Annotated in this window: 18 protein-coding genes and 3 pseudogenes; 9 read left to right on the forward strand and 12 right to left on the reverse strand. The window is 57.9% G+C overall.

Annotated elements, in window-relative coordinates; all coding sequences use genetic code 11:
- Nucleotides 1-409: DUF6634 family protein (locus ACN0X0_RS00005; RefSeq protein ID WP_417277481.1), on the reverse strand; the 409-nt coding region annotated here is incomplete at its 3' end.
- 772 nt (nt 410-1,181) lie between these two features.
- Here ACN0X0_RS00005 and ACN0X0_RS00010 point away from each other — a divergent pair.
- Both ACN0X0_RS00010 and ACN0X0_RS00015 read left to right on the forward strand, forming a co-directional pair.
- Complete coding sequence (locus ACN0X0_RS00010; RefSeq protein ID WP_417277482.1) at nt 1,182-1,685, forward strand: hypothetical protein; 504 nt, start codon at nt 1,182-1,184, stop codon at nt 1,683-1,685.
- A gap of 317 nt (nt 1,686-2,002) precedes the next feature.
- Complete coding sequence (locus ACN0X0_RS00015) at nt 2,003-4,192, forward strand: AAA family ATPase (RefSeq protein WP_417277483.1); 2,190 nt, start codon at nt 2,003-2,005, stop codon at nt 4,190-4,192.
- 258 nt (nt 4,193-4,450) lie between these two features.
- Here the strand turns inward: ACN0X0_RS00015 and ACN0X0_RS00020 are convergent.
- A pseudogene (locus ACN0X0_RS00020) lies at nt 4,451-5,835 on the reverse strand (transposase).
- Between the two features lie 373 nt (nt 5,836-6,208).
- On the opposite strand from ACN0X0_RS00020, the pseudogene ACN0X0_RS00025 reads away from it, so the two are divergent.
- Nucleotides 6,209-6,733: pseudogene (locus ACN0X0_RS00025) on the forward strand (integrase core domain-containing protein); the annotation flags it as partial.
- 101 nt (nt 6,734-6,834) lie between these two features.
- Here ACN0X0_RS00025 and ACN0X0_RS00030 read toward each other — a convergent pair.
- The 8 genes from ACN0X0_RS00030 to ACN0X0_RS00065 form a co-directional block, all read right to left on the reverse strand.
- Nucleotides 6,835-7,635, reverse strand: coding sequence for a PfkB family carbohydrate kinase (locus ACN0X0_RS00030; protein ID WP_417277484.1), 801 nt, complete (start codon nt 7,633-7,635; stop codon nt 6,835-6,837).
- Nucleotides 7,636-7,686: 51 nt separating this feature from the next.
- Nucleotides 7,687-8,700 carry an SIS domain-containing protein gene (locus ACN0X0_RS00035; RefSeq protein ID WP_417277485.1) on the reverse strand — a complete coding sequence of 338 codons (1,014 nt, stop codon included), beginning with the start codon at nt 8,698-8,700 and terminating at the stop codon, nt 7,687-7,689.
- Between the two features lie 104 nt (nt 8,701-8,804).
- The gene (gene argH, locus ACN0X0_RS00040; RefSeq protein ID WP_417277486.1) at nt 8,805-10,304 is read right to left on the reverse strand and encodes an argininosuccinate lyase; all 1,500 of its coding nucleotides are present in this window, start codon (nt 10,302-10,304) and stop codon (nt 8,805-8,807) included.
- Nucleotides 10,289-11,770: an MmgE/PrpD family protein gene (locus ACN0X0_RS00045; RefSeq protein ID WP_417277487.1), complete on the reverse strand. Its 1,482-nt coding sequence runs from the start codon at nt 11,768-11,770 to the stop codon at nt 10,289-10,291. The genes argH and ACN0X0_RS00045 overlap by 16 nt, the downstream gene beginning before the upstream one ends.
- Nucleotides 11,767-12,498: an amino acid ABC transporter permease gene (locus tag ACN0X0_RS00050; RefSeq protein WP_417277488.1), complete on the reverse strand. Its 732-nt coding sequence runs from the start codon at nt 12,496-12,498 to the stop codon at nt 11,767-11,769. The genes ACN0X0_RS00045 and ACN0X0_RS00050 overlap by 4 nt, the downstream gene beginning before the upstream one ends.
- Before the next feature lie 2 nt (nt 12,499-12,500).
- The gene (locus tag ACN0X0_RS00055; protein WP_417277489.1) at nt 12,501-13,163 is read right to left on the reverse strand and encodes an amino acid ABC transporter permease; all 663 of its coding nucleotides are present in this window, start codon (nt 13,161-13,163) and stop codon (nt 12,501-12,503) included.
- Nucleotides 13,164-13,243: 80 nt separating this feature from the next.
- The gene (locus tag ACN0X0_RS00060; RefSeq protein ID WP_417277490.1) at nt 13,244-14,086 is read right to left on the reverse strand and encodes a transporter substrate-binding domain-containing protein; all 843 of its coding nucleotides are present in this window, start codon (nt 14,084-14,086) and stop codon (nt 13,244-13,246) included.
- Between the two features lie 82 nt (nt 14,087-14,168).
- Nucleotides 14,169-14,921 (reverse strand): amino acid ABC transporter ATP-binding protein, encoded by a 753-nt coding sequence (locus tag ACN0X0_RS00065; RefSeq protein ID WP_417277491.1) that lies wholly within the window; start codon nt 14,919-14,921, stop codon nt 14,169-14,171.
- A gap of 200 nt (nt 14,922-15,121) precedes the next feature.
- Between ACN0X0_RS00065 and ACN0X0_RS00070 the strand changes: the two genes are divergently transcribed.
- From ACN0X0_RS00070 to ACN0X0_RS00080, 3 genes are read left to right on the forward strand one after another with little or no spacing between them, the layout of a single operon-like run.
- Nucleotides 15,122-15,952 carry a sugar phosphate isomerase/epimerase family protein gene (locus ACN0X0_RS00070; protein ID WP_417277492.1) on the forward strand — a complete coding sequence of 277 codons (831 nt, stop codon included), beginning with the start codon at nt 15,122-15,124 and terminating at the stop codon, nt 15,950-15,952.
- Nucleotides 15,953-15,964: 12 nt separating this feature from the next.
- Nucleotides 15,965-16,972, forward strand: coding sequence for an asparaginase (locus tag ACN0X0_RS00075; protein ID WP_417277493.1), 1,008 nt, complete (start codon nt 15,965-15,967; stop codon nt 16,970-16,972).
- Complete coding sequence (locus ACN0X0_RS00080; protein WP_417277494.1) at nt 16,969-17,706, forward strand: GntR family transcriptional regulator; 738 nt, start codon at nt 16,969-16,971, stop codon at nt 17,704-17,706. Before ACN0X0_RS00075 ends, ACN0X0_RS00080 begins: the two co-directional genes overlap by 4 nt.
- 105 nt (nt 17,707-17,811) lie before the next feature.
- On the opposite strand, the gene ACN0X0_RS00085 is transcribed toward ACN0X0_RS00080, so the two are convergent.
- Together ACN0X0_RS00085 and ACN0X0_RS00090 are read right to left on the reverse strand one after the other, a co-directional pair.
- Nucleotides 17,812-18,012, reverse strand: a complete 201-nt coding sequence (locus ACN0X0_RS00085) for a hypothetical protein (RefSeq protein ID WP_417277495.1) — start codon at nt 18,010-18,012, stop codon at nt 17,812-17,814.
- A gap of 333 nt (nt 18,013-18,345) precedes the next feature.
- Nucleotides 18,346-19,443: an NAD(P)H-dependent flavin oxidoreductase gene (locus ACN0X0_RS00090; protein WP_417277496.1), complete on the reverse strand. Its 1,098-nt coding sequence runs from the start codon at nt 19,441-19,443 to the stop codon at nt 18,346-18,348.
- A gap of 118 nt (nt 19,444-19,561) precedes the next feature.
- Between ACN0X0_RS00090 and ACN0X0_RS00095 the strand changes: the two genes are divergently transcribed.
- The 3 genes and pseudogenes from ACN0X0_RS00095 (at nt 19,562) to ACN0X0_RS00105 (ending at nt 23,209) form a co-directional block, all read left to right on the forward strand.
- Nucleotides 19,562-20,455 (forward strand): LysR family transcriptional regulator, encoded by an 894-nt coding sequence (locus tag ACN0X0_RS00095; protein ID WP_417277497.1) that lies wholly within the window; start codon nt 19,562-19,564, stop codon nt 20,453-20,455.
- Nucleotides 20,445-21,605, forward strand: a complete 1,161-nt coding sequence (locus ACN0X0_RS00100; RefSeq protein ID WP_417277498.1) for a YbfB/YjiJ family MFS transporter — start codon at nt 20,445-20,447, stop codon at nt 21,603-21,605. Before ACN0X0_RS00095 ends, ACN0X0_RS00100 begins: the two co-directional genes overlap by 11 nt.
- A 219-nt stretch (nt 21,606-21,824) precedes the next feature.
- A pseudogene (locus tag ACN0X0_RS00105) lies at nt 21,825-23,209 on the forward strand (IS1182 family transposase).
- The last annotated feature ends 11 nt before the right edge of the window (nt 23,210-23,220 follow it).

A 23,220-nucleotide genomic window follows, 5' to 3' on the forward strand; every position in this document is an offset into this window, starting at 1 on the left:
AATTCATAAGTTTTCGAAATCGATCGGCGTTTTCTCGCAGCATGCATTGCAATTCTTCGTCACCAAGAACGCGCCCCAAAAGATATCCTGCCGCGACGAGGCTTCCTTTGGGAAAATCGGCTTTTGCCTCAATCCGGTAAAAACGCGACACCGTGCGTGCGATTTTGACATCATGGTCGAGCCATACGAGATCAGATGTGGAGATCAACGTATCCCCTAAGAGTGGGTGGTCGGTGGCATTTCCAAACATGAAGATCCGACCCGTTGGCACCTTTACAGGCACATATCCGGTCAGAACCGGAGCTGCTCCCAAGTCAAATTTATCGCGCTGCTCCACTGCATCAAGAGCCTGATTGTACAGAGAAACAAGCTCAGTCGTATACCTTCGTGCCACAGTAGCACCCTCCATGATTCATCCGAACGGCACAGGCCGTTGCATCATTAGATTTTCACGGGACGGAATAGGTAAAATCTGAACTGTGCGACATGGCAAGAAGAAAGGAAGCGCCATATGTCTCACCATGTATGCACGCGCAACACGAAACATCTTTGCGAAAAATTACGAACAAAATTCGAACACGCGCCGTTTATCCAAGCAATTCAAGCCAAAGGAAAATTGCGAAAAATAAACATTTCAAAACACCTAATGAAAAATCGAAACTACATAGCCGGAAACATCTTGACTGGTGACAACGGGCTCCACGCTTCTGGCGCACACATCTCATTTTTCTTAAGCGCCCGATCGAGGTAGGCTTGCCCTACAGACCATAGATTCACGCACGACTGATAGAGCCGCTGTGCGGAGGAATCTGCCGTTCGCAGCAATCGCTCGAGTGTGCCACATACGCGAGAAGTTTTGCTCGAAGGGCGGATTCCTGTCATTCGCGGCACCCGCAAACGCACCCTGTCAAAAACACGAAAGTGGCCATTCAAGGCCCAGGCTCAACGCCCAACATGCTGCAATCGGCACCAAGGTCAGCAATGCGCAGAAAGCGGGGTTGCAAAGTCTGTTTGGCAACATCATCGGCCCTAAGCCGCCATTGCTAAGCGCATTCGCTGCTGCGCCGCGGCAGCGTAAAAGCTGCCATTGGCGTCTTTTATCGACTGATCGCGGTGATTAGGTGAGATGAAACAATACTCGCCACATGCCAGCCAGGCAGATAGTTAGAGGGAAGCAAGACGTGATTCATTTGGTGGCGCCGCTGGGTGGGAAGGTGATCGGAAAAGCAGCCAGTCACGAAGACGCCTGGTGGCTATGCAGACGCTACGGTCTCGCACCACTAGCGCTTGCGGATCCCAGTGTCGTTGAGTTGGCGGATGCCGAGGATGGCACCAAGCTTTGGACAGTTCGATGCAAGCACGTCGAGTTTCCATTCGATCGCGGCGCATTTGAGAATCGAAAAAGAGACAGCCTGGCCGAATTGGACAACGGCCTACCAGCTTGGCCAGTTGCGGAGGAAAACGGGATAGCTTTCAGCACATTCAAAGCACGCCTCAGGCGCGGTTGGTCAGGAGAGAGGGCGGCGACGGAAGGCACGCGAGACATATCACCCAATCCGGACGATGAATGGGAGAAGACGGCGCTTGAGAACGGCCTTTCGGTGCGCGCGTATCGGGCCCGAGTGCAAGCTGGCTGTCCCGAAGCCGTCGCCGCAACCATGGGCTTGAGTTGGCGCAAGTGGTGACGGCCCATAGCTGCCGCTCGCATTTCTAAACAAAGCTGCGGAACAGCTTCCCCGAACCGGTCGCCCGTCGCATCTTGCAGCATAAAATACGGCAAGCTAACTTGGAGTGGTAGATAAAGTGCGGCTTCGCGGTTGGCGAAGAAATCAGGTATAATCGGCCTAATTGGAGGGACCCCTCCGCGATGAGGTGTTTTTTCTTGCATCAGTCTTCGGTGGCGACAATTCGAGACGATATCGCCGAAAAGTCATAGCGCGCCTGTCTTTAGAGCGGAACGTCTCGTTGAGGGCTGACAAATTTTGAGGAAGACCATTTAACTATGCTGACTTTTGTTGAAATTCGTTCTGAAGCTTCTTTTTCCGATACTGGTATCCGTCTCGACGACCTTGGGCCTTGCAACGTCATCTTTGGACCCAATGGTTCGGGTAAATCGACCATCAGTCGGGTGCTCGCAGACTTGATGTCATATCCATCGTGCGCCACGGGATGGGCTTCAGGGCCAAAGGAAGTGATAGTTTTTGGGCGAGACTATATCGCCCGCAACTGCCATCCATCACGGGCGATGCCCGGCATCTACACTCTCGGTGATGATGCGGTTGCGGCGCGGGAGGTGGAGCAGAAGGAGGGCGTGCGAGATGATGAATATGAAAAATTGAAATCTGCAAAGGGGCGCCTGGAGGGACCAGAAGGTGAACCTGCACTTAAAGCTGAAAATGCGGATTTTAGTAAGAAAATCTGGAATAGGAGAAAGGAAGTATGGACGCCACACAAATCTCTGACGTTCGTCGGCACATGGAACGCCGAGGCCCGCTTCGCAACCGAATACTATGACCGTGCGGAAAGGTGGTCTGGCGAAGAACCGAAGTCTCTCGCCGACCTTCTCGAGCAGGCGCAGACCTTTGCAGGCAATCCGCCAGCGGTAGCCGAGCGCCTGCCTTTACCACCCAGGCCGTCGGCCGAAGAAACCGTCCAAGAGCGCCTACGCAGACCTCTTGTGCCGGCGAGCGACCAACCAATCTCTGAATTGGTCGCAGAACTCGGAAGTGCTGACTGGGTGAAGGCGGGCCTCCCCCTCTTGCGGCAGTCTTCCGGCCGGTGTCCATTCTGCCAACAGCCTGTCGACCACTCCCTTTCGACCCGCATCGCTGCGATTTTCGACGCCGCCTATGAAAGTGGGATTGAGGCGATCCGTCGGGACAGAGCCATCTATGCTAAAGATATTGAGGCTATTGATGGATGGATCGCCGAGGTGGCTGGCTCGCCACTTTTGGATGCAGATGCCAGCAAGGCATTTACCACATGGATAGAACTCCACCATCGTAATCTCGCAGCCATTGATCGCAAGCTGTCGGCTCCATCGTCCGAACTCGATGTGGAAGCGGATGATGACGCTTTCGAGATGGTCCTGTCATTCATGGATGGGGCTAACGCCAAGGCTGATCATCAAACGAATCTATCCGAGAATTTCGCCCGTGAACGCTCTGCGTGGCAGGAGGAGGTTTGGTGCCGTTTCCTTGCAGACACGCGGTCCGAATACGTAGGCCACGATGCGCGCCGAAAGCCGCTTATGAAAAAGGTCGAGGGTCTCAGTAATAAAATCGAGCAGCGCAAAGCCAAAGTCGCACAGTTGAATGGAGAAATATCTGATCTTCGGCGCGGCATCACGGGCATTGAGGCAACCGCCGACGCGATCAATGAGTTGCTGCGACTACAGGGGCATAATGGCTTTCACCTTCGCCCCACATCGGGCGATGGCACCTACGCGGTTCATCGTGCCGATGGGTCGCCGACTGGCGACACGCTTTCGGAAGGTGAGCGTTCTTTCCTTGCCTTCGTATATCTCTACCACCATTTGGCGGGCGACCACGACGAAGCCGAAAAAAATTTAGGACGTGTCGTGGTGATCGACGATCCGATGACAAGCCAAGACGCTTCCGCAGTGCATACGGTCGCAGCCATGGTCCGAAAACTGTTCGAGGACGCGTGTGCGCCGGGCGGTCGGATCTCTCAAGTCATTGTCCTGACACACAATGCACATTTTCATCACGAGATCAGTAGCTATTGGAAGGGTAAAGCCCCAGATCCAAAGCATTGGATCCTCCGAAAGCCCGCTGGAATTTCGTCGGTGACGAGTCATGGGACGAATACTCCGATCATGACAGCCTATCGTGCGCTTTGGGATGAGGTGAATGATCCAGCGACAGTCCCGGTGGCTCTATGCAATGCAATGCGGCGCATCTTGGAACACTACTTCAAGTTTATCGGCGACAGAGACTGGATGTCAGGCCTCGACAACCTTGATGGTGCGGACGCCTTTGCCTTCGGCGCACTTCGACGCTCTCTCAACGACGGGTCGCATGGCTACCTTGGCGCGGAGGAATTCTACTTTGATGCAGATGCGGGCGAACGCCTTCGCAGTGTTTTCCTTCGCGTATTTGAATTCCACGGACAGGGTCCACATTATGAGATGATGTCCGGTGCCAGCCATCTGATCGTGCCTGATTTATAAGTAGAAATGCCTTCAGAGCGTGCGAACTCGTTAAAACCGCGGAGCGTTAAAAACTTCGATTTGGGGCAACTCTGAAAGCCCGCTTCCATTGTTTGGACTGATCGGAATGGAAGCGCAGCGAAGGACCGCTTTCCGCCCATACTGTTGAAAAATTCGGTTTGTTTTGTGGGATTTTCACGCTGCTGGAGACATAGCAGCCGTTTGGTCCCGGCTTTCGCCAGTTGGTTTGCCGAAGACCGGCCATTTTGACCTTTCAGGTCATGCGCTGACCTCCTTTTGGACGCACTGCGGGCGGAGCTTGGCGAGTTTTCGGAGGTTCTGGGCGATGGCGGCGAGAAGGAATTCGTCCTTTGCGCCGTTCGGTCCTCGAAGCCTGAGCCGCGTGAGGTTCAGGATGCGCTTCAGGTGAGCGAATAGCATCTCGACCTTTTTCCTTTTGTCCCGTGAGATCTTGTAGGCTTTGGTCTTGCGGCATGCACGGGCGAACTCGCGTGCTTCCTCGTGCGGCTCACGGGTTACGTATCGCGCTTCGGCTTTCGGACAGCAGATGTCCTTGGATGGGCAGGTCTGACAGGTGGCCTTCAGAGCGCGGTATTTCTTTCTTCCGCCGGTAGCCTTACCTCGGTTTGAATCGGAATAGTTGCGTCTGAATTGTTTCAGCGCCTGGCCCTCGGGACAGATGTACTGGTCATTCTTTTCGTCCCATTCGAAGTCGGATCTGGAGAAGGTGCCATCGGTGCGCTCCGACTTATCGATGACAGGAATGAACGGAATGATGCTGCGCCTTTCGACCAGCCAGCCGAGGTTTTCGGCATTGCCGTAAGCTGTGTCAGCAGCCAACCACTCCGGCCGAATGCCGAACCGTTTCTCGGTCCGATCAAGCATGGTGCGCGATGCACCCACCTCGGCTTGCCGAATGGCGCGCGTGGCTTCGACATCCATGATCACCGAGCTTTTGGTGTCGATCAGGTAGTTGGTGGCATAGGCGAAATACGGGCGACTTTCATCGCGCGGGTCCATTGCGCCACAGGATCGGACTTGGCGACGAACTTCGGCTGGACAGGAGAGGCCGCTCCGAAGGCCGCGTTATCGAGGGTTTCGAGGTATTCTTGCGCTGCCCTGTTGCCTGCTTTGCGCGCGACATCTGCGTTCCAATCGCTTGCGGCAATCGACCGGGTCTTATTCGCGTCCACCGGGATCAGGCTGGCATCGACGGCAAAGCCCTCGCCCGACACGAGGTCCTCTTTCAGGCAGCGCTCAACGGTCGCTTCGAACACCTTCCGAAGCAGATCGCTGTCGCGGAATTTGCCGTGGCGATAGCGGGAAAAGGTCGAGTGATCCGGAACCTTGCCTTCGAGGCCGAGACGACAGAACCAGCGGTAGGCCAGGTTCAGATGGACCTCATCGCAAAGTCGGCGCTCGGAACGGATCCCCATGACATAGCCAATGACTAACATTCGGATGATCAGCTCCGGGTCGATCGAGGGACGCCCAAGGGAGCTGTAGAACGGGCGCAGAGCCTCTCGCATTCCATCCATGTCGAGGAAGCGGTCGATCTCGCGGAGCATGTGGCCCGCAGGCACGTGCCGCTCCAGATCGAAATCATAAAACAACTGCGCCGGTGCGTCCTGGGTGCCCATCATGGCAAAATCCTCCAATTCCCTCATAATTGAGTGAATCAAACGACTTGCTGCGCCGCAACAAAGACTTTTTCAACAGCATCCGCCCATTTCGCTTAAAGGGTGCTACCGGCCGATATCGTTGAAAAGCTCCAATGCAGCGGATTTTCAGCACTATATATTGATTATCAGGCATGCCTGGTGGCGCATTTGGTATGCGATTTTGGCGCCGCCTGACTTTTTCAACAACATCGGCCGTCAGTTCCGCCAAGCGAGGAAATGGGGGCCGGCTGGCGACGAGACCCGTTCTCCCATCCGGACATTCGAAAGATGTTGGAACGCGAACGCGCTGACTTACAGTTTATCCCGGAATGCATTGAGGCCGAATGAGGTGTAGTCGATGGACTTCATGGCGGGTAGACTCGCCGATGGCAGATCGTTGCGGACATTGAACGTGCTTGATGTCTTCAATTGCGAGGGGCGGGCCATCGAAGTGGACTTCTCACTGCCCGCCGAGCGCGTTGTTCGGGCGCTCGAGCAGATCATCGCCTGGCGAGGCAAACCTCTGGCCACTCGCGTAGATAACGGTCCCGAATATGTCAGTGGGCGCCTGCAGACCTGGGCTGAGAAGGCGGGGATCTGTCTGCTTTACATCCAGCCGGGTGCCCCCCAGCAGAACGCTTATATCGAGCGCTACAATCGGACAGTTCGCACCGAATGGCTCGGGCGATACCACTTCGAAAGCATTGAAGACGTGCAGGATCACGCAACGAAATGGCTCTGGACTTACAACAACGAAAGACCAAACATGTGCATCGGCGGGATGACCCCGATACAGAAACTGAAAGCAGCTTTGATTCTACTGAAAAGCCCCTCTAAAAATGGGGGATTACCCTTGCTTTTCACGCATCTAAAACTTTGAGGTTTAGCGCCCGACCAACTGATACTTCGGAGAAAGCGTCGGACATTGATACGGCAGAATCTTAAGCACCTATGTGGATCACATCTTCTCGCTTCACGTCACTAAGAGGAAAGCACGCGTCCCTCCTGTGGGAAACCTCCAAGGTAGAGACAATTGTCCGCCGCGGCCATCGTCGCCCAGTTCAAGGCCGTCTCGACATCTCCTGACATTTTCCAAGTCGCGATGAAATGCGCGATGAATGTGTCTCCTGCCCCGGTCGTATCCACAGCCCGGATTGGTTTGCCGGCGATGTTCCAAGTGGTTGTGCCGTCGGAGGCTATCGCCCCCTCAGCGCCGCGCGTCACGACAACAAGCCCATGCCCGAGCGCCAAAAGGCGCTCCATCTCGGCCTGAGCCGCTTGCAAATCCTCGCCGACGGAGCCGAATGCGAGATCGACAGGCGCTGTCAAAGGGTTCACGGCACAGTCGACTGATACCGTGGCACCGCTTCCTTTCAGCTCCTCACACAAAAGATCGCTTTCATTCAAAAGCCCGAAATGCACATGATCCGCCGCGCGCAATGTCTTGATCGCGTCAGGTCCGGGAAAATAGGTCGCACTTGCGCCAAATTCTTCGAAGAGAAACTGTCGATCCCCCTCTGCGCTATGCGCGATGTCGGTATAGGCCGTGATTTCCGGACGAATGTCGAGACCATCCACATTCACCGCATTGAACACAAGCTCTTGCCGGGTCCAGCGCCCATCCTCGTCATCGCCCACAGCCCCGAAATACGCGGCGTCATGTCCCGCCTTGGCGAAATGAACGGCGACATTGAGGGCATTGCCACCGACGCGGGCAATCTTTTGGGTGAGAAAACGGTCGATGCAATTGTCGCCAACGGCCGCAAGACGAAGTCCTGTCACGAAACTCTCCATAAAGGGGGCGTGGGCCCGCAATCGAGCCCACGCTTTAGATCAGTAGGCGACGCGTTTGTAGTACCGACGTGTCACCAGCGGGTGGTCCCGTAGCGCTTCGAGATGGGCGCTCAGACGCTCCAAAAGCGTTGCCATCATCGCCGGAGAAAGCAAGGCGCGCATCTCGTCGGACAGATCGCGGGGGGCAAACTCACGAATGTCGAGGATCGTGAAGCGATCGGTATATTGCGGCGCAAAGTTTGCCACACGCTCGGCCAAGGCGTCATAGGCATCTTCACCCCGGAACAGGATCAGGCTCACACCTTTTTCGATCAGCTCAAGCGGACCGTGGAAGAAATCGGACGCATGCACCGGGCGGGTGCGGATCCATTGCATTTCCTCAAGGATACAGGTCGCGTAATAGAGCGTCTCCGGCCACATGTTTCCGGCGCCGGCGAACATATGGTAATCTGCGCCAGCGATGATTTTGGCGTAGTCTTCGGCTTTCGGCTCAAAGGCCTGCTTGGCCTTCAAAAGCGCTTCCGGCACGGTTTGCAGTTCCGCGATCAGGTCGTCGTAATTGTCGATCTCACCGCGCGCTTTCAGCACCGAGAGCGCGACCAGAAGCGACTGAATGTAGAAGGACTCGGACGAGGTATCGTCTTCGGCGAAATTGACCAAAGCGGGATTGCCACCAAGGCCCAGCGGCGTTTCCGCATGGCCGATCAGGGTGATCAGCGTGCAGCCGATTTCCTTGAGCTTGTCCATCATCGCAACGCTTTCCTTGGTCGTCCCGGACAGAGACGGCATGATCACGATGGAGTTCTCGGTCAGGTTCGCGGATCCGGTGAGCACAAGCTCGGCCGGGTAGTCTTTGTAGACCGGAAAGCCGGACCGGCGATGGAGGAGTTGCACCGCAGGCTCCATCAGATAGGCGACACCGCCGGTGCCGAGAAAATAGAGGTTGCTTGCGCCATTCGCGATGGCGTCAGAGATCACCTCGTCAATCCGAGGGGCCAGAGAGACTGCCCCGCCTTGGATTTTCAAAAAGCGCGCTTCGTCGAAGTTGAACATGGGTTTTCCTTTGCAAGTGGCCCGATTTGGGCAACGTTCATCTGTCCGGCGCCCCGCATGGGGCGACGGCTTGCCCCGTTTCGGGGCGTTAGAGCGGGGCGAGGTCAGCCTAGATAGGTGGCAATACGCTCCGAGAGCTGTTGCGCACTGTGGCGCAGGTGAGTGGAACGGGTTTCAAGGGCGGCGCGATCACCTTCGAGATGACCTGTCATCTCGGAAAGCATCGCGCGGGTGGAAACGGGGGCGGGACCGCCAGTGACAACACGGCTTGCGACCGCAGAGGCCGGGTCCGTCCAGCTGCGCAGGGTCTCTTCAGAGATGTCGAATGTCCGGCCAATCTCGGCCTCGGCGGCGGCATTCAGCGTGGCGACATCCAGACCCGAGGCATCCTCCCCCCGAGAGATCACCATCTGAACCGCGCGCCCTACAACATGGTGGGCATCGCGGAAGGAAATGCCATGTTCGCGCACCAGACCGTCTGCAACATCGGTCGCGGTCGAGAAATTGGCCGAACAACGCGCCAAAAGCATCTCCGCATTCGGCTCTGCGGTCTCAAAGATCAGACGCAACAGCGGCAAGGCCTCCGCGAACCGCGCAAAAACCGGCCAGGCATCGGTCAACCCTTCGCGGACGCTGTCGAGCCCGATGGAATAGTTCGACCCTTTGACCGCCGACAGCGATCCGCTCAGCGCGCCAATGCTACGTCCCGCTTCGGCACGAAAGAACTCCAGAGGCAGCATGTTCTTTTTCTGCGGCATGATCGAGGAGGTGCCCGCGACACTGTCCGGGAAGCGCAAGGTGCTGAATTCCCATGTCGTGAAGGTGTAAAGATCCTGCGCCACACGCGACAGCAACACCTGACAGCTGGTGACGGCCCAGAGAAGTTCGGTGACATAATCGCGCGAGGCAACGGCATCGAGACCCGGAGTCGCAATCGCGGCAAAGCCCAGAAGCTCGGCGGTCATGTTCCGATCAATCGGGAAGGACGTGCCGGCAAAGGCCGCCGACCCAAGGGCACAGGCGTCGGCACGCGGATAGACGGCGGCGATACGGTCGTATTCCCGCTCCATCCCGCGCGCCACATTGGCGAGGTAATAACCGAAGGTGATCGGCTGGGCGGGTTGCAAATGGGTGTAGCCGGGCATCACGGTCTCGGCATGGCGCTCCGCCGCCGCAAGACAGGCCTGACGCGCGACGTTCATCTGTTCCAGAAGATGCAGACACCAGTCCCGCGCCGCCATCCGGTCCAGCGTCGAGCCGATGTCGTTGCGGCTGCGCCCGATATGAAGCCAACCGGCGGCGGATTTGCCGATGATCTGACCCAAACGGTTCTCGAAGGCGAAATAGCTGTCCTCGAATTGCGGATCGAGGTCAATCGCGTCCGGCCCTTCGGCCCGCACCTGCGCAATGCCTTTAAGGATCGCTTCTGCGGTCTCTTTCGCGATCAGCCCCTGTGTCGCGAGCATGAGCGCATGGGCTTCGTTGAGCGCACACATCCGCTCAAGCGCCACGGCATCAAACCCACGCATCGGAGGGGCGTAAATAGTCTGAGCGACTTCCGGTGCAGTCGCTTCGGCCAGACGGGAACTTACGGAGTTTTGCATTCTTGCTTGCCTTGAATTGATGTCATTTCAGTCAGCCGCCTCTGGAGTGTCTGAAGACCTCCGGGGGTTGTCACGTTGCGCAGCATCGGAAGGAGGTCCGATGCCACATCGGCGGTGGCGCGGGTACCATATCGCCTACCCGTGTATTTCGTGAGGCAATCGCACCATTTGTCCGAGAGATCCTCCTCCGTCGCCGGAAGGCTCAGACTGCCCGGCGCGGCCTCTGCGGTCAGGCTATGTGTCTCGTGATCTCCCACGAACACCGTCACATGCGCCCCGGTCGCAATGCCGCTGGGCCCAAAGGGCAGATCATGCGCCTCGGCAATGTCGATCCGGCCCATCATCTCGCGGATACGCGGGTCGGCAGGTGCGTCCTCCTGGAACGCCTGTACCTCAAAAGCGTCCAGCCCGACACGCCCGGCCACGGCCGCTGCGGCCAGACAATAGGCCAGAGAAAACCGCCCCTCGTCTCCGCTTTTCGGCGGAGTGCTTTGCAAAATCGCGAGCGCGCTCGGGTCGAGCGCACATCTGATCCGCTGCGGCAGATCATGCTCTGACACTTCGGCGCAGAGCGTCAGGGTGGCGTAAATCGCCGCATGGGTCGCGGTACAGCTTGGGTAGAGCTTGGTGACAAAGCCCGCTGGCGGGAACTCAGAGACACCCGCGTCTGTGGGCATGGTGCCTTGAGAGAACAGCGCGGAGGCGAGACCATCCAGCGCCTTTGAACTGCCCTGCCAGCCAGCGCGTGCGAGCTCGGCGCAGCGCACCCCCGAGGCTGCAGATTGACCGACCTGAAGCGGTTTGCCCATGCCACCGAATGCGCCGCGTCCCCCCGATGCAAGCGAGGCCGCCAGACGGACCGCAGCAAGGCTCTGTACCTGATCCAGCCCCATGCATCGTGCCGCGGCCAGCGTGGCCCCGAACACGCCCAAAACGGAGGTCGGATGCCACCCGGCAGCATGCAGCGCCGGGTTCCACACGGCCCCCAAGAGCAACATGGCTTTGCAGCCCGTCACATAAGCATCGACCAGCAGGGCCTCATCGGCGGACTGTCCGAACCGATTGACCACCGCCAAAGCCGCAGCCAGGCTTGGCACCGAAAGATGCGCCATCGCCACTTCCGTTTCGTCATCGTCATAATCCAGAAGATGCGCGGAAAACCCGAAATACAGCGCGGCATCCGAGGTGGACAGCCAGTGATCCGTCCCCAGCGCAAAACTCAGACCCGGCGCAGCCTCATGCGAGGTCGAAAGCGTGCGCATCAGCTGATCCGACCGAGGATCGGCCTTCCCAGCAAGCGCCACGGCGAGCGTGTCACAGATCGCATCCGTGGCAGCCCGGCGTTCACTCTCCCCGACCGGGAGCCCGACAAGATGCGACAGGCGTATCTCGATCGAACCTCCGGCCAGTGAGGCCCCGGGGAGGGGAGCCCCGGAACGCGGGGATATGGTGGACGACAGAGTCATGCGCTGGTCTGCATCGACGCTTCGATGTCCTTGATTTTCTTGTCGATCTTTTGAGCACCCACACCACGATAGGGACGTTGATAATAGGCTTCCACCCGGGCGCCGACGAGCGAGATCAGGCTGCACAGGACGAAATAAACCACCAGGATCGAGCCATAGACCAGATAGGCCGGGCTACCGCCGCGCATGATCGTTGTTTGTTCAATCAGGATCTGACCAGCCCGAAGCAACTCCTGCGCGCCAACGATAGCCCCCAGCGATGTCGCCTGGACAACAGCGGTCAAAAGGCTGACGTAGGGCGGAATGATCACGGGCATGGCTTGCGGCAGAACAATCAGGAACAGGGTCTTGATCGGGCCAAAATTGAACGCGGCGGCGGTTTCGCGCTGGCCGGAGCCGACCGACTGAAGCCCGGCGCGCAGGATATGCGCCCCATTGGCCCCGCCCCAGATCGAGATGGCGATACAAGCCGACCAGAAGGGGCCAAAGCCAAGACCGATCAGCGGCAAGATGAAATAGACCATCAGCACGTTGACCATAAGCGGAATGTCCCGCAGCACCTCGCACAAGGTGTAGCCTGCCGTTTTGATCACCCGGATTTTCGACTGCAACATGGCGACGAGAAGGATGGCGATCCCGGTGGCCCCGATGGCCACTGTCAGGGACATCAGGAGGGTTTCGATGAAGCCAGCGAACAGGAAGACGCGATATTCATAAAGAAGCGACATGGTTACCTTCCCACATACGGCCGGTCGAGGCGGCGTTCGAGACGATGCCCAAGCGCCGAAACGACGAGCACAACAGCGAGATAGATGACGCAGATCGCCAGGAACATCTCGATGGAACGGAATTCATAGGCGATGCGGTCGACGGCCACGAAGGTCAATTCGACCAACCCGATGGCCTGAAGATAGGCCGAGTTCTTGATCGTGCTCACGACTGTGTTGAGCGTCGAGGGCAAGGCTGAGCGTGCCGCGATCGGAAAGACCACGAAGAGCCCGTGGTGCCAGGCGCGCAGCCCCAAGGAGGCGGAGGCATTGCGAATATCTTTGCTGACAGAGGTCAGCCCGGCGCGGAAACTTTCGATGTGAAAGGCGCTCGCCCAGATCGAAAGCGCGACAACGCCCGACCAGAAAATCGACAGTTTCAAGCCGAGGCTCGGAAGACCGTAGAAAACGAAAAAGACCTGAACCAGATACGGCGTTCCACGGATGAATTCGACATAGGCGGCGATGAGATAATTCAAAGCCTTGACCGATGACACGCGCAATGCGCAGCCGACAGCCCCCGCGAGCAGAGAGAAAATAATGGCGAGAAAACTGACGAGCAGCGTCATGCCCAGACCGTTGATCAGGTCCGGCACCGCTTCCCACATATAGGCCCAGTCTATCATGATGGCAGAGATCCGTTTCGGTTCATGGCTTCAAGAGGTGTTTGGGGGCCATGATGTCGGCCCCCAAAGCAGATTCAGGATCACATATGCGGCGGTTCTTCGAGGAAGCCGCGCTTCATGACCTCGACAACGGCCGGTTCTTCGACGAATTCGGGGATAACTTTCTCATAAAACCCTTCTTCACGAAGCTGGTCGAGCGCTGCGTTCACGAAGGCCATCAGTTCAGGCTCATTCTTACGCAGACCGATGCCGTTCTGACCAAGATCAAGCCCCTCTTCGACCACACGCAGATCGTCATAGTTCGAACCCAGCGTGTAAACGAGACCACCATCGCCAACAAAGCCGTCCGCGCGCCCTTGCAGCAGAGCCTGAACGCCATCTGCCGTGGTGTTGAGCTGCATCATCTTGATGCCCGGAATGTTTTCTTCGAGCCATTTGATTTGAGAGCCGCCTTTGACGATCAAGAGTGTCTTGTCCTCAAGATCGGCCAGTTTTTCCACCGGGCTGTCGCTTGGCACGAGCACGTTGGACGTGCCCCAGAAATAGATGTTCGAGAAGTCGATCACCTCTTCGCGGGCCGGAAAACGACCGAGAGTCGCGAGAATAAGATCAAGTTTGCCGGAGTTCAGAGAGGGGATGCGTGCCTCGCTGGTGACACAGGACAGCTCAGCGCCATCCTCGGAACCAAAGGCATATTCGCCGATTTTCTTGGCCATTTCGACTTCGATCCCCATCGGCGTGCCATCCACACCGGACGCGCCGAAGGGCGGGCTGTCGCATTTCACGCCGATGCGAATGACGCCTTGCTCTTGAATGGCTTCGGGAAGCGGCGGAAAGTCTTGGGCCGCGACCGGGGCCGCAAGGGTGCCAACGATGCTGGTTGCCAGCAGAAGAGCAGCAACAGAAGAAAATTTGGTTGTCATGGGATTTCCCTGTGGTTGGTTTTTAAGTGATTGGTTTGTGGTGTAGGGCGTTTTGCCCTTTGGCCTGAACCTTCTTGTGGGTTCAGTGAAGGATTTGACTGAGAAAGCGCTGTGTGCGTTCCTCACGCGGGTTGTCGAAAAACTCATTCGGGGGCGCACTTTCGATCACTGAGCCCTGATCCATGAAAATGACGCGATCCGCGACCTGGCGCGCGAACCCCATCTCATGGGTGACACAGACCATCGTCATGCCCTCACCCGCCAGTTCCGCCATCGTGTCGAGAACTTCGCGCACCAGTTCAGGATCGAGCGCAGATGTCGGCTCGTCGAACAGCATGATCTCCGGCGACATACAGAGTGAACGCGCGATTGCCACCCGTTGTTGTTGCCCGCCGGAAAGCTGGCTTGGATATTTATGTGCCTGATCGGGAATGCGAACGCGTTCGAGGTAGTGCATGGCAAGCTCATTGGCCTCGGCGCGGGATTTGCCCCGCACCCAACGCTGCGCAAGGGTGCAATTGTCGAGGATGGTCAGATGGGGATAGAGGTTGAAGTTCTGGAACACCATCCCGACCCGGCGGCGCACCTTGTCGATGTTGGCTTTGTGGTTATTCACCTCGATGCCATCCACCACGATAGAGCCCGACTGATACTCTTCGAGGTGATTGATGCAGCGGATCATCGTGGATTTGCCTGACCCCGAGGGCCCACACACGACCACCTTTTCACCACTCGCTACGTCCAGATCGATGTCGCACAGGACGTGCATTGATCCGAACCACTTATTGACCTTTCGGAATTGAATCCCGCCCTGATCTCCCGAAGCTTCAGACATCCCTGACCTTTCGTTTTTCGTGAGGACCGTGTTTTGCCTCAACTTGTTTGACAACACATCACCACAACGCCTTGCTTTCTGTCAATGCTGGATTTGAACTTTCTTAAAAATCCCAAAATTCCCTTATTTTTATAAGTTTCAATTGAACTCGACGGCACGGGAGGGTTTAATGTTGTCAAACAAATCAGGAATCACACCTCATGTTTGACCCCCTATCTACGCGCCTGGCCGCCATGAACATCCATTATTTTCGTCACAGCCTAGCTCACTTTCTCGATGATGCTGCCGCACTTGGATTTTCCAAGATCGAGCTTTGGGCAGGCATGCCGCACCTCAGCCTGGAGGATGCGACAGACACCGACATCAAGCGCACAAAGCAACTCTTGCTGGAACGCGAACTGGCACTCATCTGCCTAACGCCGGAGCAATGCCTGTACCCCATCAACCTCGCCTCCGAACACCCCGGAACGGCGCAAAGAAGCCTTTCTTATTTCTTGCGCGCTCTTGAGGTCGCGGAGGCCTTGGAGTGCCCCCAGATGCTCGTCACCGCAGGATGGGGATATGCAAACGAGTCCCCCACAGACGCTTGGAACCGCGCCTGCGACCAGTTGGGCACGCTTGCCCAAGAGGCCCGTAAGAAAGGTGTGACAATACTGCTTGAGCCACTGTCGCACACGGAATCCAACCTGATCGTGTCGACAGCAGATTTGGCCCGCATGATGGAGGAAATCGGTTCGGATCAGATCGCGGCAATCCTGGACCTGAATGCGATGTCCGCCGCCGGAGAAACGCCGGAAGCATATCTCACCCGCTTTGGCGAAAGGCTGCGCCATGTCCATATTTGCGACGGCACACCCGAAGGCCATCTGGCATGGGGCGACGGAACACTCCCTCTTGCGGACTATATACATAGCCTTGAAAAATCAGGATATACTGGAACTTATAGCTTTGAATTTGTGAGTCCCGACTACTGGCTCGACCCTCGCACGCCGCTTGCGCACTCCCATACTGAACTTCTGCAAAGTGTATAGAAAGAGCCACCCATGACTGATCTTCCGCATATCGGCCTTGTGATTTCCGGCGGTACGCTGACCGCCTTGGCAGACGACCCTTTTGAAATCTGCGATTACGGACAGGCGGGCAGCTATACCGTTCCTGAGGTGATGCGTCAGTTCGGCCATCTGGACCAACGCTTTCGCGTCACCGAAGTGCCCTTCGACCCCGTGCCCAGCTTTGACATGGGTTTCGCGAAATGGCGCGACATCTATAGATCGTGCCGCGTGACGCTCGCTCAAAATCCTGACATCGAAGGGTTTGTGCTGACGCATGGCACCGGCGCCGTGGCGGAAACCGCGTTTTTTCTCTCGCTCGTCTGGGACCTTGGGGTCCCCCTCGTCGTCACCGGCGCCCAACGCCCGGCCTCCGCCCAAGGCAGCGACGGGCCAATGAACCTGTTCCACGCCCTCAAGGCCGCAGCGGACCCGCGCATTTCAGGCTCCGGAGTCGTTGTCGCGATCAATGCCGAACTGCACGATCCGCGCGACGTTTCGAAATTCGACAATGCCGCGCTCGACAGTTTTCGCTCGCCTTGGCGCGGGCCGCTTGGGCGGTTTACGGGGAATACACTGGACCTGTTCCGCCCCATTGTTTCACATCTAATTCCAACTGCTTCCGAAGCCTGGCAAAAGTTGTCTGACCTCCCTCGCGTCGATATTCTGTTTTGCCACAGCGACGGGGACACCACCGCATTGGAGGCCTTTTTCGCCGCGGGCGCTCGAGGCATTGTCATAGCCGGATTTGCCCCTGGATATGCGACAAGCGTACAGGCGCAGGCCCTTGAGCATTGGTCGAAGACAAAGGGCGGCATCGTGATCGCCACCTCCCACGCCTCTGGCCGTGTCCCGGAAAATAGTCGAAATCAAAGCCACGGCTTTATGTCCGCTGCGTGCCTATCGCCCGCAAAAGCGAGAATTCTCTTGCAATTGTGCGTATCACAACAAAAATCTTCCAAAGAAATTTCTGAGTTGTTTGACAGGGTGAGTGCAGGATGACCGACAGTATGGAAAAACTGAAACCGAGCGGGATCGAATGGCTTCGCACCAGCATTTTGGAAATGATTCAGGAAGACGCTTTGTCTCTCGGCGACAAGCTCCCCTCTGAAAAAGTGATGAGCGAACGCTTTCACGTTTCCCGCCCGACGCTGCGCGAAGCCCTCAAACTTCTCGAACGCGACTCGGTGATCGAAGCCCAGCAAGGCAAAGGCCGCTTCGTATCCGCAGGCGCGTTGTTGACGATTGCGCGACCGATTACAAAGTTTGAAAGCGTTTCCGAGATGGTGCGCAGCCACGGTTACAGCGCAAAAACCAGAATTCTGGGCTTTTCCACTGTCCCCGCGAGCGAAGAGGTCGCAACCGCGCTTGATCTTGACCCGGACTCTCCGGTTCTGCGGGTCGAACGGCTACGCCACGCCAATGACGAACCTCTGGTCTATTCGGTCGACTGGATCCCCACCCATTTGTTCAAAAATGGCGAACAGCGCGAAGCCGATTGGGCCGGCTCCATCGTGACGCTGATGGCCGAAATTGATCGCCGCCCGGTTGCCTCCACGGCACATATCACCGCAACGATGCTCCCTGATATGCCAACAAAACTGCATGGCCTAGAAAATTTTGGCCCCGCTCTTTTGATTGAGGAAACCTGTTTTGCCGAGGATGGGACCCGTGTCATTTTTGCCAAGGATTATCATCGCGGCTCTGCGTTCTCTTTTAGCTTCGTGCGCAAATAATGAGTGTTCTGGGTAATCCCCCGCGAGTAACGGCATATCTACACCCGATACAGAAACTGACAGCAGCTTAGATTCTACTGATACGCCCCTCTAAAAATGGGCGGATTACCGATCTAGCAGCTCATCGGGGGTCAATACCGAATGAATCAGCATGTGAGGACCGGATGCGTAGATTACGATTTCGTCGGTTTTCAGGATATCTTTGAGAATTTCGCCGCTGTGGTCTGCTCTTTCTAGCCATTCGCCGCGATTTTCGTCCGGAATTCTCGCAATTGGTAAAAGCTTGTCCAACGTACTTTTGGGCATCCAGATCCTCGCTGGAGTGTGAAACGCAACTTTGCAGCCAGTATATGGCCTGTAATAGCATTAAGGTTTCTTGATCGCACTTCCCCTGTCTATCAAATTCAATGTCAGCTTCCTATTTATGACCGAGGCCTGTGGGCTCCTGCAGCGAAAGTTCGGTTCCCGCCCTCTCTGCGTGACAGAGAGCAGGCACGTTCGGCCCAAACCGGACGTTGGCCGAGGGTCGCGGTGCCGCAATGCAGCTTCCCGAAAGCGGACCTCGGCGGCAGAGTGCAGCATTTGGCATACTGGATGACTGCTTTGCGGGACTTTCTTGCCTTTCATCTATAGAAATGGCTATCGACTTATCAGATTCCCGCATCTGCTTTTACCAAACCCGTGGCTGGGATTTTCGGCGCCTAATTCTCGCGTCAGCGCGGCAACCAGTTCTGCGGCAGGAAGCGACCGAGCGCGTGGTGCGCCCTGGCCGGCCCAGTGAGCGCCAAACCCGTATTCCCCCTTCGCAGTGGCTGCGGCGTGCAAGGCCTTTCCGGCGTCATAGGCAATGGGATAGGCTGGGGGTCCGTCCGCGAGGCCGTCGTCTTCGGCTTGGGTGAAGCGGCTTTCCAACGTACGGGCCGGACGCCCTGAAATAACAGATGTGAGACGTGTCCTGTAGCTGGCCGGTCCATGAAGCGCCTGCCTATAGGCCGCATCGGCAGTCGATTCCGGGCAATCGATGAAGGCGGTACCGAGCTGCGCGGCACTTGCCCCGAGATTTATTGCAGCCGCGATGCCCGCACCGTCCATGATACCGCCCGCGGCAATGATCGGCAGGTCCATTTCCGTAGCCAGCAGACGTGTCAGCGCCAAGGTGCTGAGCTGCGGATCGAACGCGCAACAATCGAACACCCCGCGGTGGCCACCGGCTTCGATGCCCTGGGCCACGATGCAATCAATGCCCGCGTCCTTGATAAGTCGCGCCTCCTCAAGATTTGTGGCGGTGGCCAGAAGCGTGATTCCGGCACCGCGCAAGGCTGCAACCGCCTGCGGCTCGGGCAGACCGAAGTGGAAGCTGACCACAGAAGGGCGCGTCTCACACAGCAGCCGTAGCAGCTCGGGACTGTCGTTGAAGCTTTGGTAGATGGCGCGCAGTTCCGTCGGCGGCTCGGCGTCGAATTCCGCGAAGAGCGGACGGAGTATCGAAAGCCAGGAGCGTTCGGCGTCAGGATCGGCTTTCGGCGTCGCGTGGGCGAAGACGTTGACATTGAAGGGACGATCCGTGGCCTGACGGGTCTCTGCGATCATCCGGGCCGCGCCGGCCACGTCGGTTGCGCCAATGCCGAGTGCCCCCAGCCCGCCCGCGTTCGAGACCGCTGCAGCGAGCTTCGGCGTGGACACCCCGGCCATCGGTGCCTGCAGGATCGGGAGAGGGATACCGAGTTTGTCCAGCATGGGAGGTCCTTTCAACTTTGGGCAACACCCTGATTCATTCCTCAAAAAGAAATCACATTTGACAATGGTTCTCAAATAAAGAATTAGAGGCGCAAGAAATTCTTGAACGGAGAGCCTCATGGACCTTGCTACGCTTAGTGTCTTTCGTGCTGTCGTCCGGGAAGAAAGCGTTACCCGCGCGGCCGATCTTCTGGGGCGTGCGCCCTCCAACGTCACGACCCGGATCCAGCAGCTCGAGGCCGAATTGGGCACGCAACTTTTTCACCGGAATCGCAAGCGCATGATCTTGTCGGACGCAGGCCGGATCTTCGTCGATTATGCCGATCGCATCCTAAACTTGGCAGACGAAGCGCAGCAACGCCTCGATCCATCGAGCCCACGCGGCACGCTCCGGGTGGGCTCGATGGAAAGCACCATAGCGAGCCATTTGACGGGTCCACTCGCCCGGTTCAGCCGCGAGTGGCCCGAAGCGCAGCTCGAGCTGACATCGGCACCGAGCGCCCCTCTCCTCGATGCGCTCAGGGCCTGCCGGATCGACTGCGCCCTCGTTGCTTTCCCGCCAGGAGAGGATCCGGGGGAGACCCTCGATCTGGAGACGATGCCTCTTTTCCGCGAAGACCTTGTCCTCCTGCTCCCACCGGACCATCCCGAGATCCGCGTGCCAACCGATCTTCGCCTGCGCACGCTTGCGGCCTTCGCCCCCGGCTGCACCTATCGCAAACTGGCGGAAGACTGGCTGATGTCGGGCGGCAGCTCTGTGTTCAGGGTGCAAGAGGTGCCGTCCTACCACGCGATGTATGGCTGCACCGCCGCCGGTGCCTGCCTCAGCATCATGCCAAAGAGCGTCGCGGAATTGATGGGATCATCGGGGGCGGTTCGCGCCATGCCCCTGAAACAGGTGGTGACGCATCTTGCCTGGCGCACAGGCTTCGACACCGCGGCTTTGCGGGCATTTCGAGCCTACCTGACCGAATGTTCGAACCTGCAGGAGCAGACCAACCATGCACAGTAGACACGACACCAATGCGACGATCGCGGCCACACTTGTCCTGATTGTTGGTATGGGAGCCGGGCGCTTTGCTTTCACCGGCCTCTATCCGCTGATGATATCTGAGGGCTCACTCTCGGTCTCCCAAGGGTCCTACGCGGCCTCTGCCAATTACGCAGGGTACCTCGCCGGGGCGCTCCTCGCCTCCTTGCGATTGCCTCTGTCGAGCAGCGCCCTTTGCCAGCTGGCCGGGGGCGCGACCGTGCTGACCCTTGCGGCCCTGGGGCTCTCCCTGCCTGCCGGGATCGTCATCGCGGTTCGGGGAATCGCCGGCCTCTTCAGCGCAATCGCCATGGTGGCGGCGTCCCACTGGCTGATACATGATCGGCAACAGCACCATTCCGCGCCCGCACTGTATGCCGGGGTCGGGCTCGGCATTCTGGTCTCGGCGGAGGCGATCGCACTTAGAGCTGCGGCGGGGGCGGACAACCACGCCATATGGATCGCCCTGGCCGGACTCTGCGCCGCCTTGCTGGCACCGATATTTCTCCGACAGAAGCAGGATGGGCGCGACAAGCAAGCGATGAGATCTGAGCCGCGCGTGCCGGAAACAGAAGGCGCGGAGCTTGGCCCTTGGCGGTTGATCACCATCTACGGTCTTGCCGGGTTGGGGTATATCATGACAGCCACCTACCTGCCGCTGCTGGTGCGAACGGCGCTCCCGTCCCTCGGCCCAGTCCAGGTCTGGGCACTGTTCGGACTTGCCGCAGCGCCATCGTGTTTCCTGTGGCACAAACTGCATTTGCGCTTGGGCACCTCCCGCAGTCTTGCCCTGAACCTGACTTGCCAGGGCGTCGGGGTCGGTTTCCCACTAATGCACTGGCCGATCGCCTATCTCGCGAGTGCCGTTATCGTGGGAGGCACCTTCATGGGGGTCGTGACCATCGTAATGCCGGCCGGACGTCGGCTGGCGCACCGGGTCCGCTTCAACATACTCGCGATCATGACAGCCGCCTACGGCTTTGGGCAGATCATCGGCCCTCTCATCGCAGTGGAGGCCTATTCACTGACCTCTTCATTCGATACCTCGCTTACCCTCGCCGTCCTCGCCCTTTTCGCAGGTGCAGGGCTTTCCTATGCAGTGCGGCGTGACAAGCAGCCTGCAACATCTTGAGGCCCGACCTGTTTGTGCCGCACCCAACTTCACGCTGGCGTTGCGGCCACCGTAATCACATTACGACCCTATCCGCGACTGTCCACGAAGGGCGTGCAATCGTGGTGTTCTGCGACGACCATGAATGTCGCCTTTGGGCTTATTTTGTTGAAAAACTCTGCTTGCGTGAAGGCCTAAGCGCTGATTCAATTTCCATGTGGCAGGTGGAGGTTAGCTGCGATGATGGGATCCCGGCAGCAAGTGCAGAGTGCTCTGTTCTACGAGTTCTCGATCGAAACACATGTTCCGGCTGACCACATGCTCCGAGCAGTTGACCGGTTTGTCGAACTGACCGAGATCCGGCAGCATCTGGCACCGTTTTACAGCTCCACCGGGCGACCGTCGGTTGACCCAGAGCTGATGATCCGGATTCTGCTAGTTGGCTACATCATGGGTATCCGTTCGGAACGTCGGCTGTGCGAAGAGGTCCATCTTAACCTCGCCTACCGCTGGTTCTGCCGCCTCGATCTGACCGACCCGGTGCCGGACCACTCGACCTTCTCCAAGAACCGGCACGGTCGCTTCCGTGATAGCGATCTGCTGCGCCATCTGTTTGAGACGGTGGTTGCCCGCTGCATCGCTGAGGGATTGGCAGCGGCCAGCGATTTGCCGCAGACGCCAGCATCATTCAAGCAGATGCGAACCGGCAGAAATCGACGCCCAAGGCGGATTGGCAGCCGGAAAAGATCGATCCCGAGGAGGCGCCGCGGGCGGTCAGAGAATACTTGGCCACGCTCGATGATGCGGCGTTCGGCGCGGCCAGCCCGGTCGAGCCGAAGTTCACCTCGCATTCCGATCCCGCGTCGCAATGGACCGGGGCACGGGGTGGTCCAGCCTATTTTGCCTATTCCACCAACTATTTAATCGACACCGACAACGGCGTGATCCTCGACGTGGAGGCTACGCGCTCTATCCGCCAAGCCGAGGTTGGATCGGTGCGGACGATGATTGATCGTGTGAGCGAAATCTTCGCCCTACACCCAGAACGCCTGATCGCCGATACTGCCTATGGCACGGGCGAGATGCTGGACTGGCTGGATCGTCAACGCGGGATCGCGCCCCATATTCCAGTGTTCGACAAGTCGGCGCGCCGGGACGGCACGTTCGAACGCGCCGACTTCACCTACGATGCCGAGCAGGACACCTACACCTGTCCGGGCGGCAAAGTGTTGAAGCAAAACCGCCGGGCCTTCAGGACGGCCAGAGAGCAGAAACCTGACGAGAATGGGATGCTGCGTTACCGGGCTATCAAGGCCGACTGCGATGTCTGCGAACTGAAAACACGCTGCTGCCCGAAGGCGCCTGCACGCAAGGTACTCCGGTCGATCTACGAGCCATCCCGCGATCGGGCCCGTGCGATCGCTCAGACCACGGAATATGCGATCTCCTGCAAGCTGAGGAAAAAGGTTGAGATGCTGTTCGCCCATCTGAAGCGGATCCTAGGGCTGAACCGTCTTCGATTGCGGGGCCCTCTCGGCGTGCGCGACGAATTCCACCTCGCTGCCACCGCCCAGAACCTACGGAAGCTCGCAAAGCTCCTGCCGCCACCCAAAATCGCCTGCTGAAGAGAGGCGGA

The organism is Celeribacter sp., from assembly GCF_048270365.1.
Lineage (GTDB): Bacteria > Pseudomonadota > Alphaproteobacteria > Rhodobacterales > Rhodobacteraceae > Celeribacter.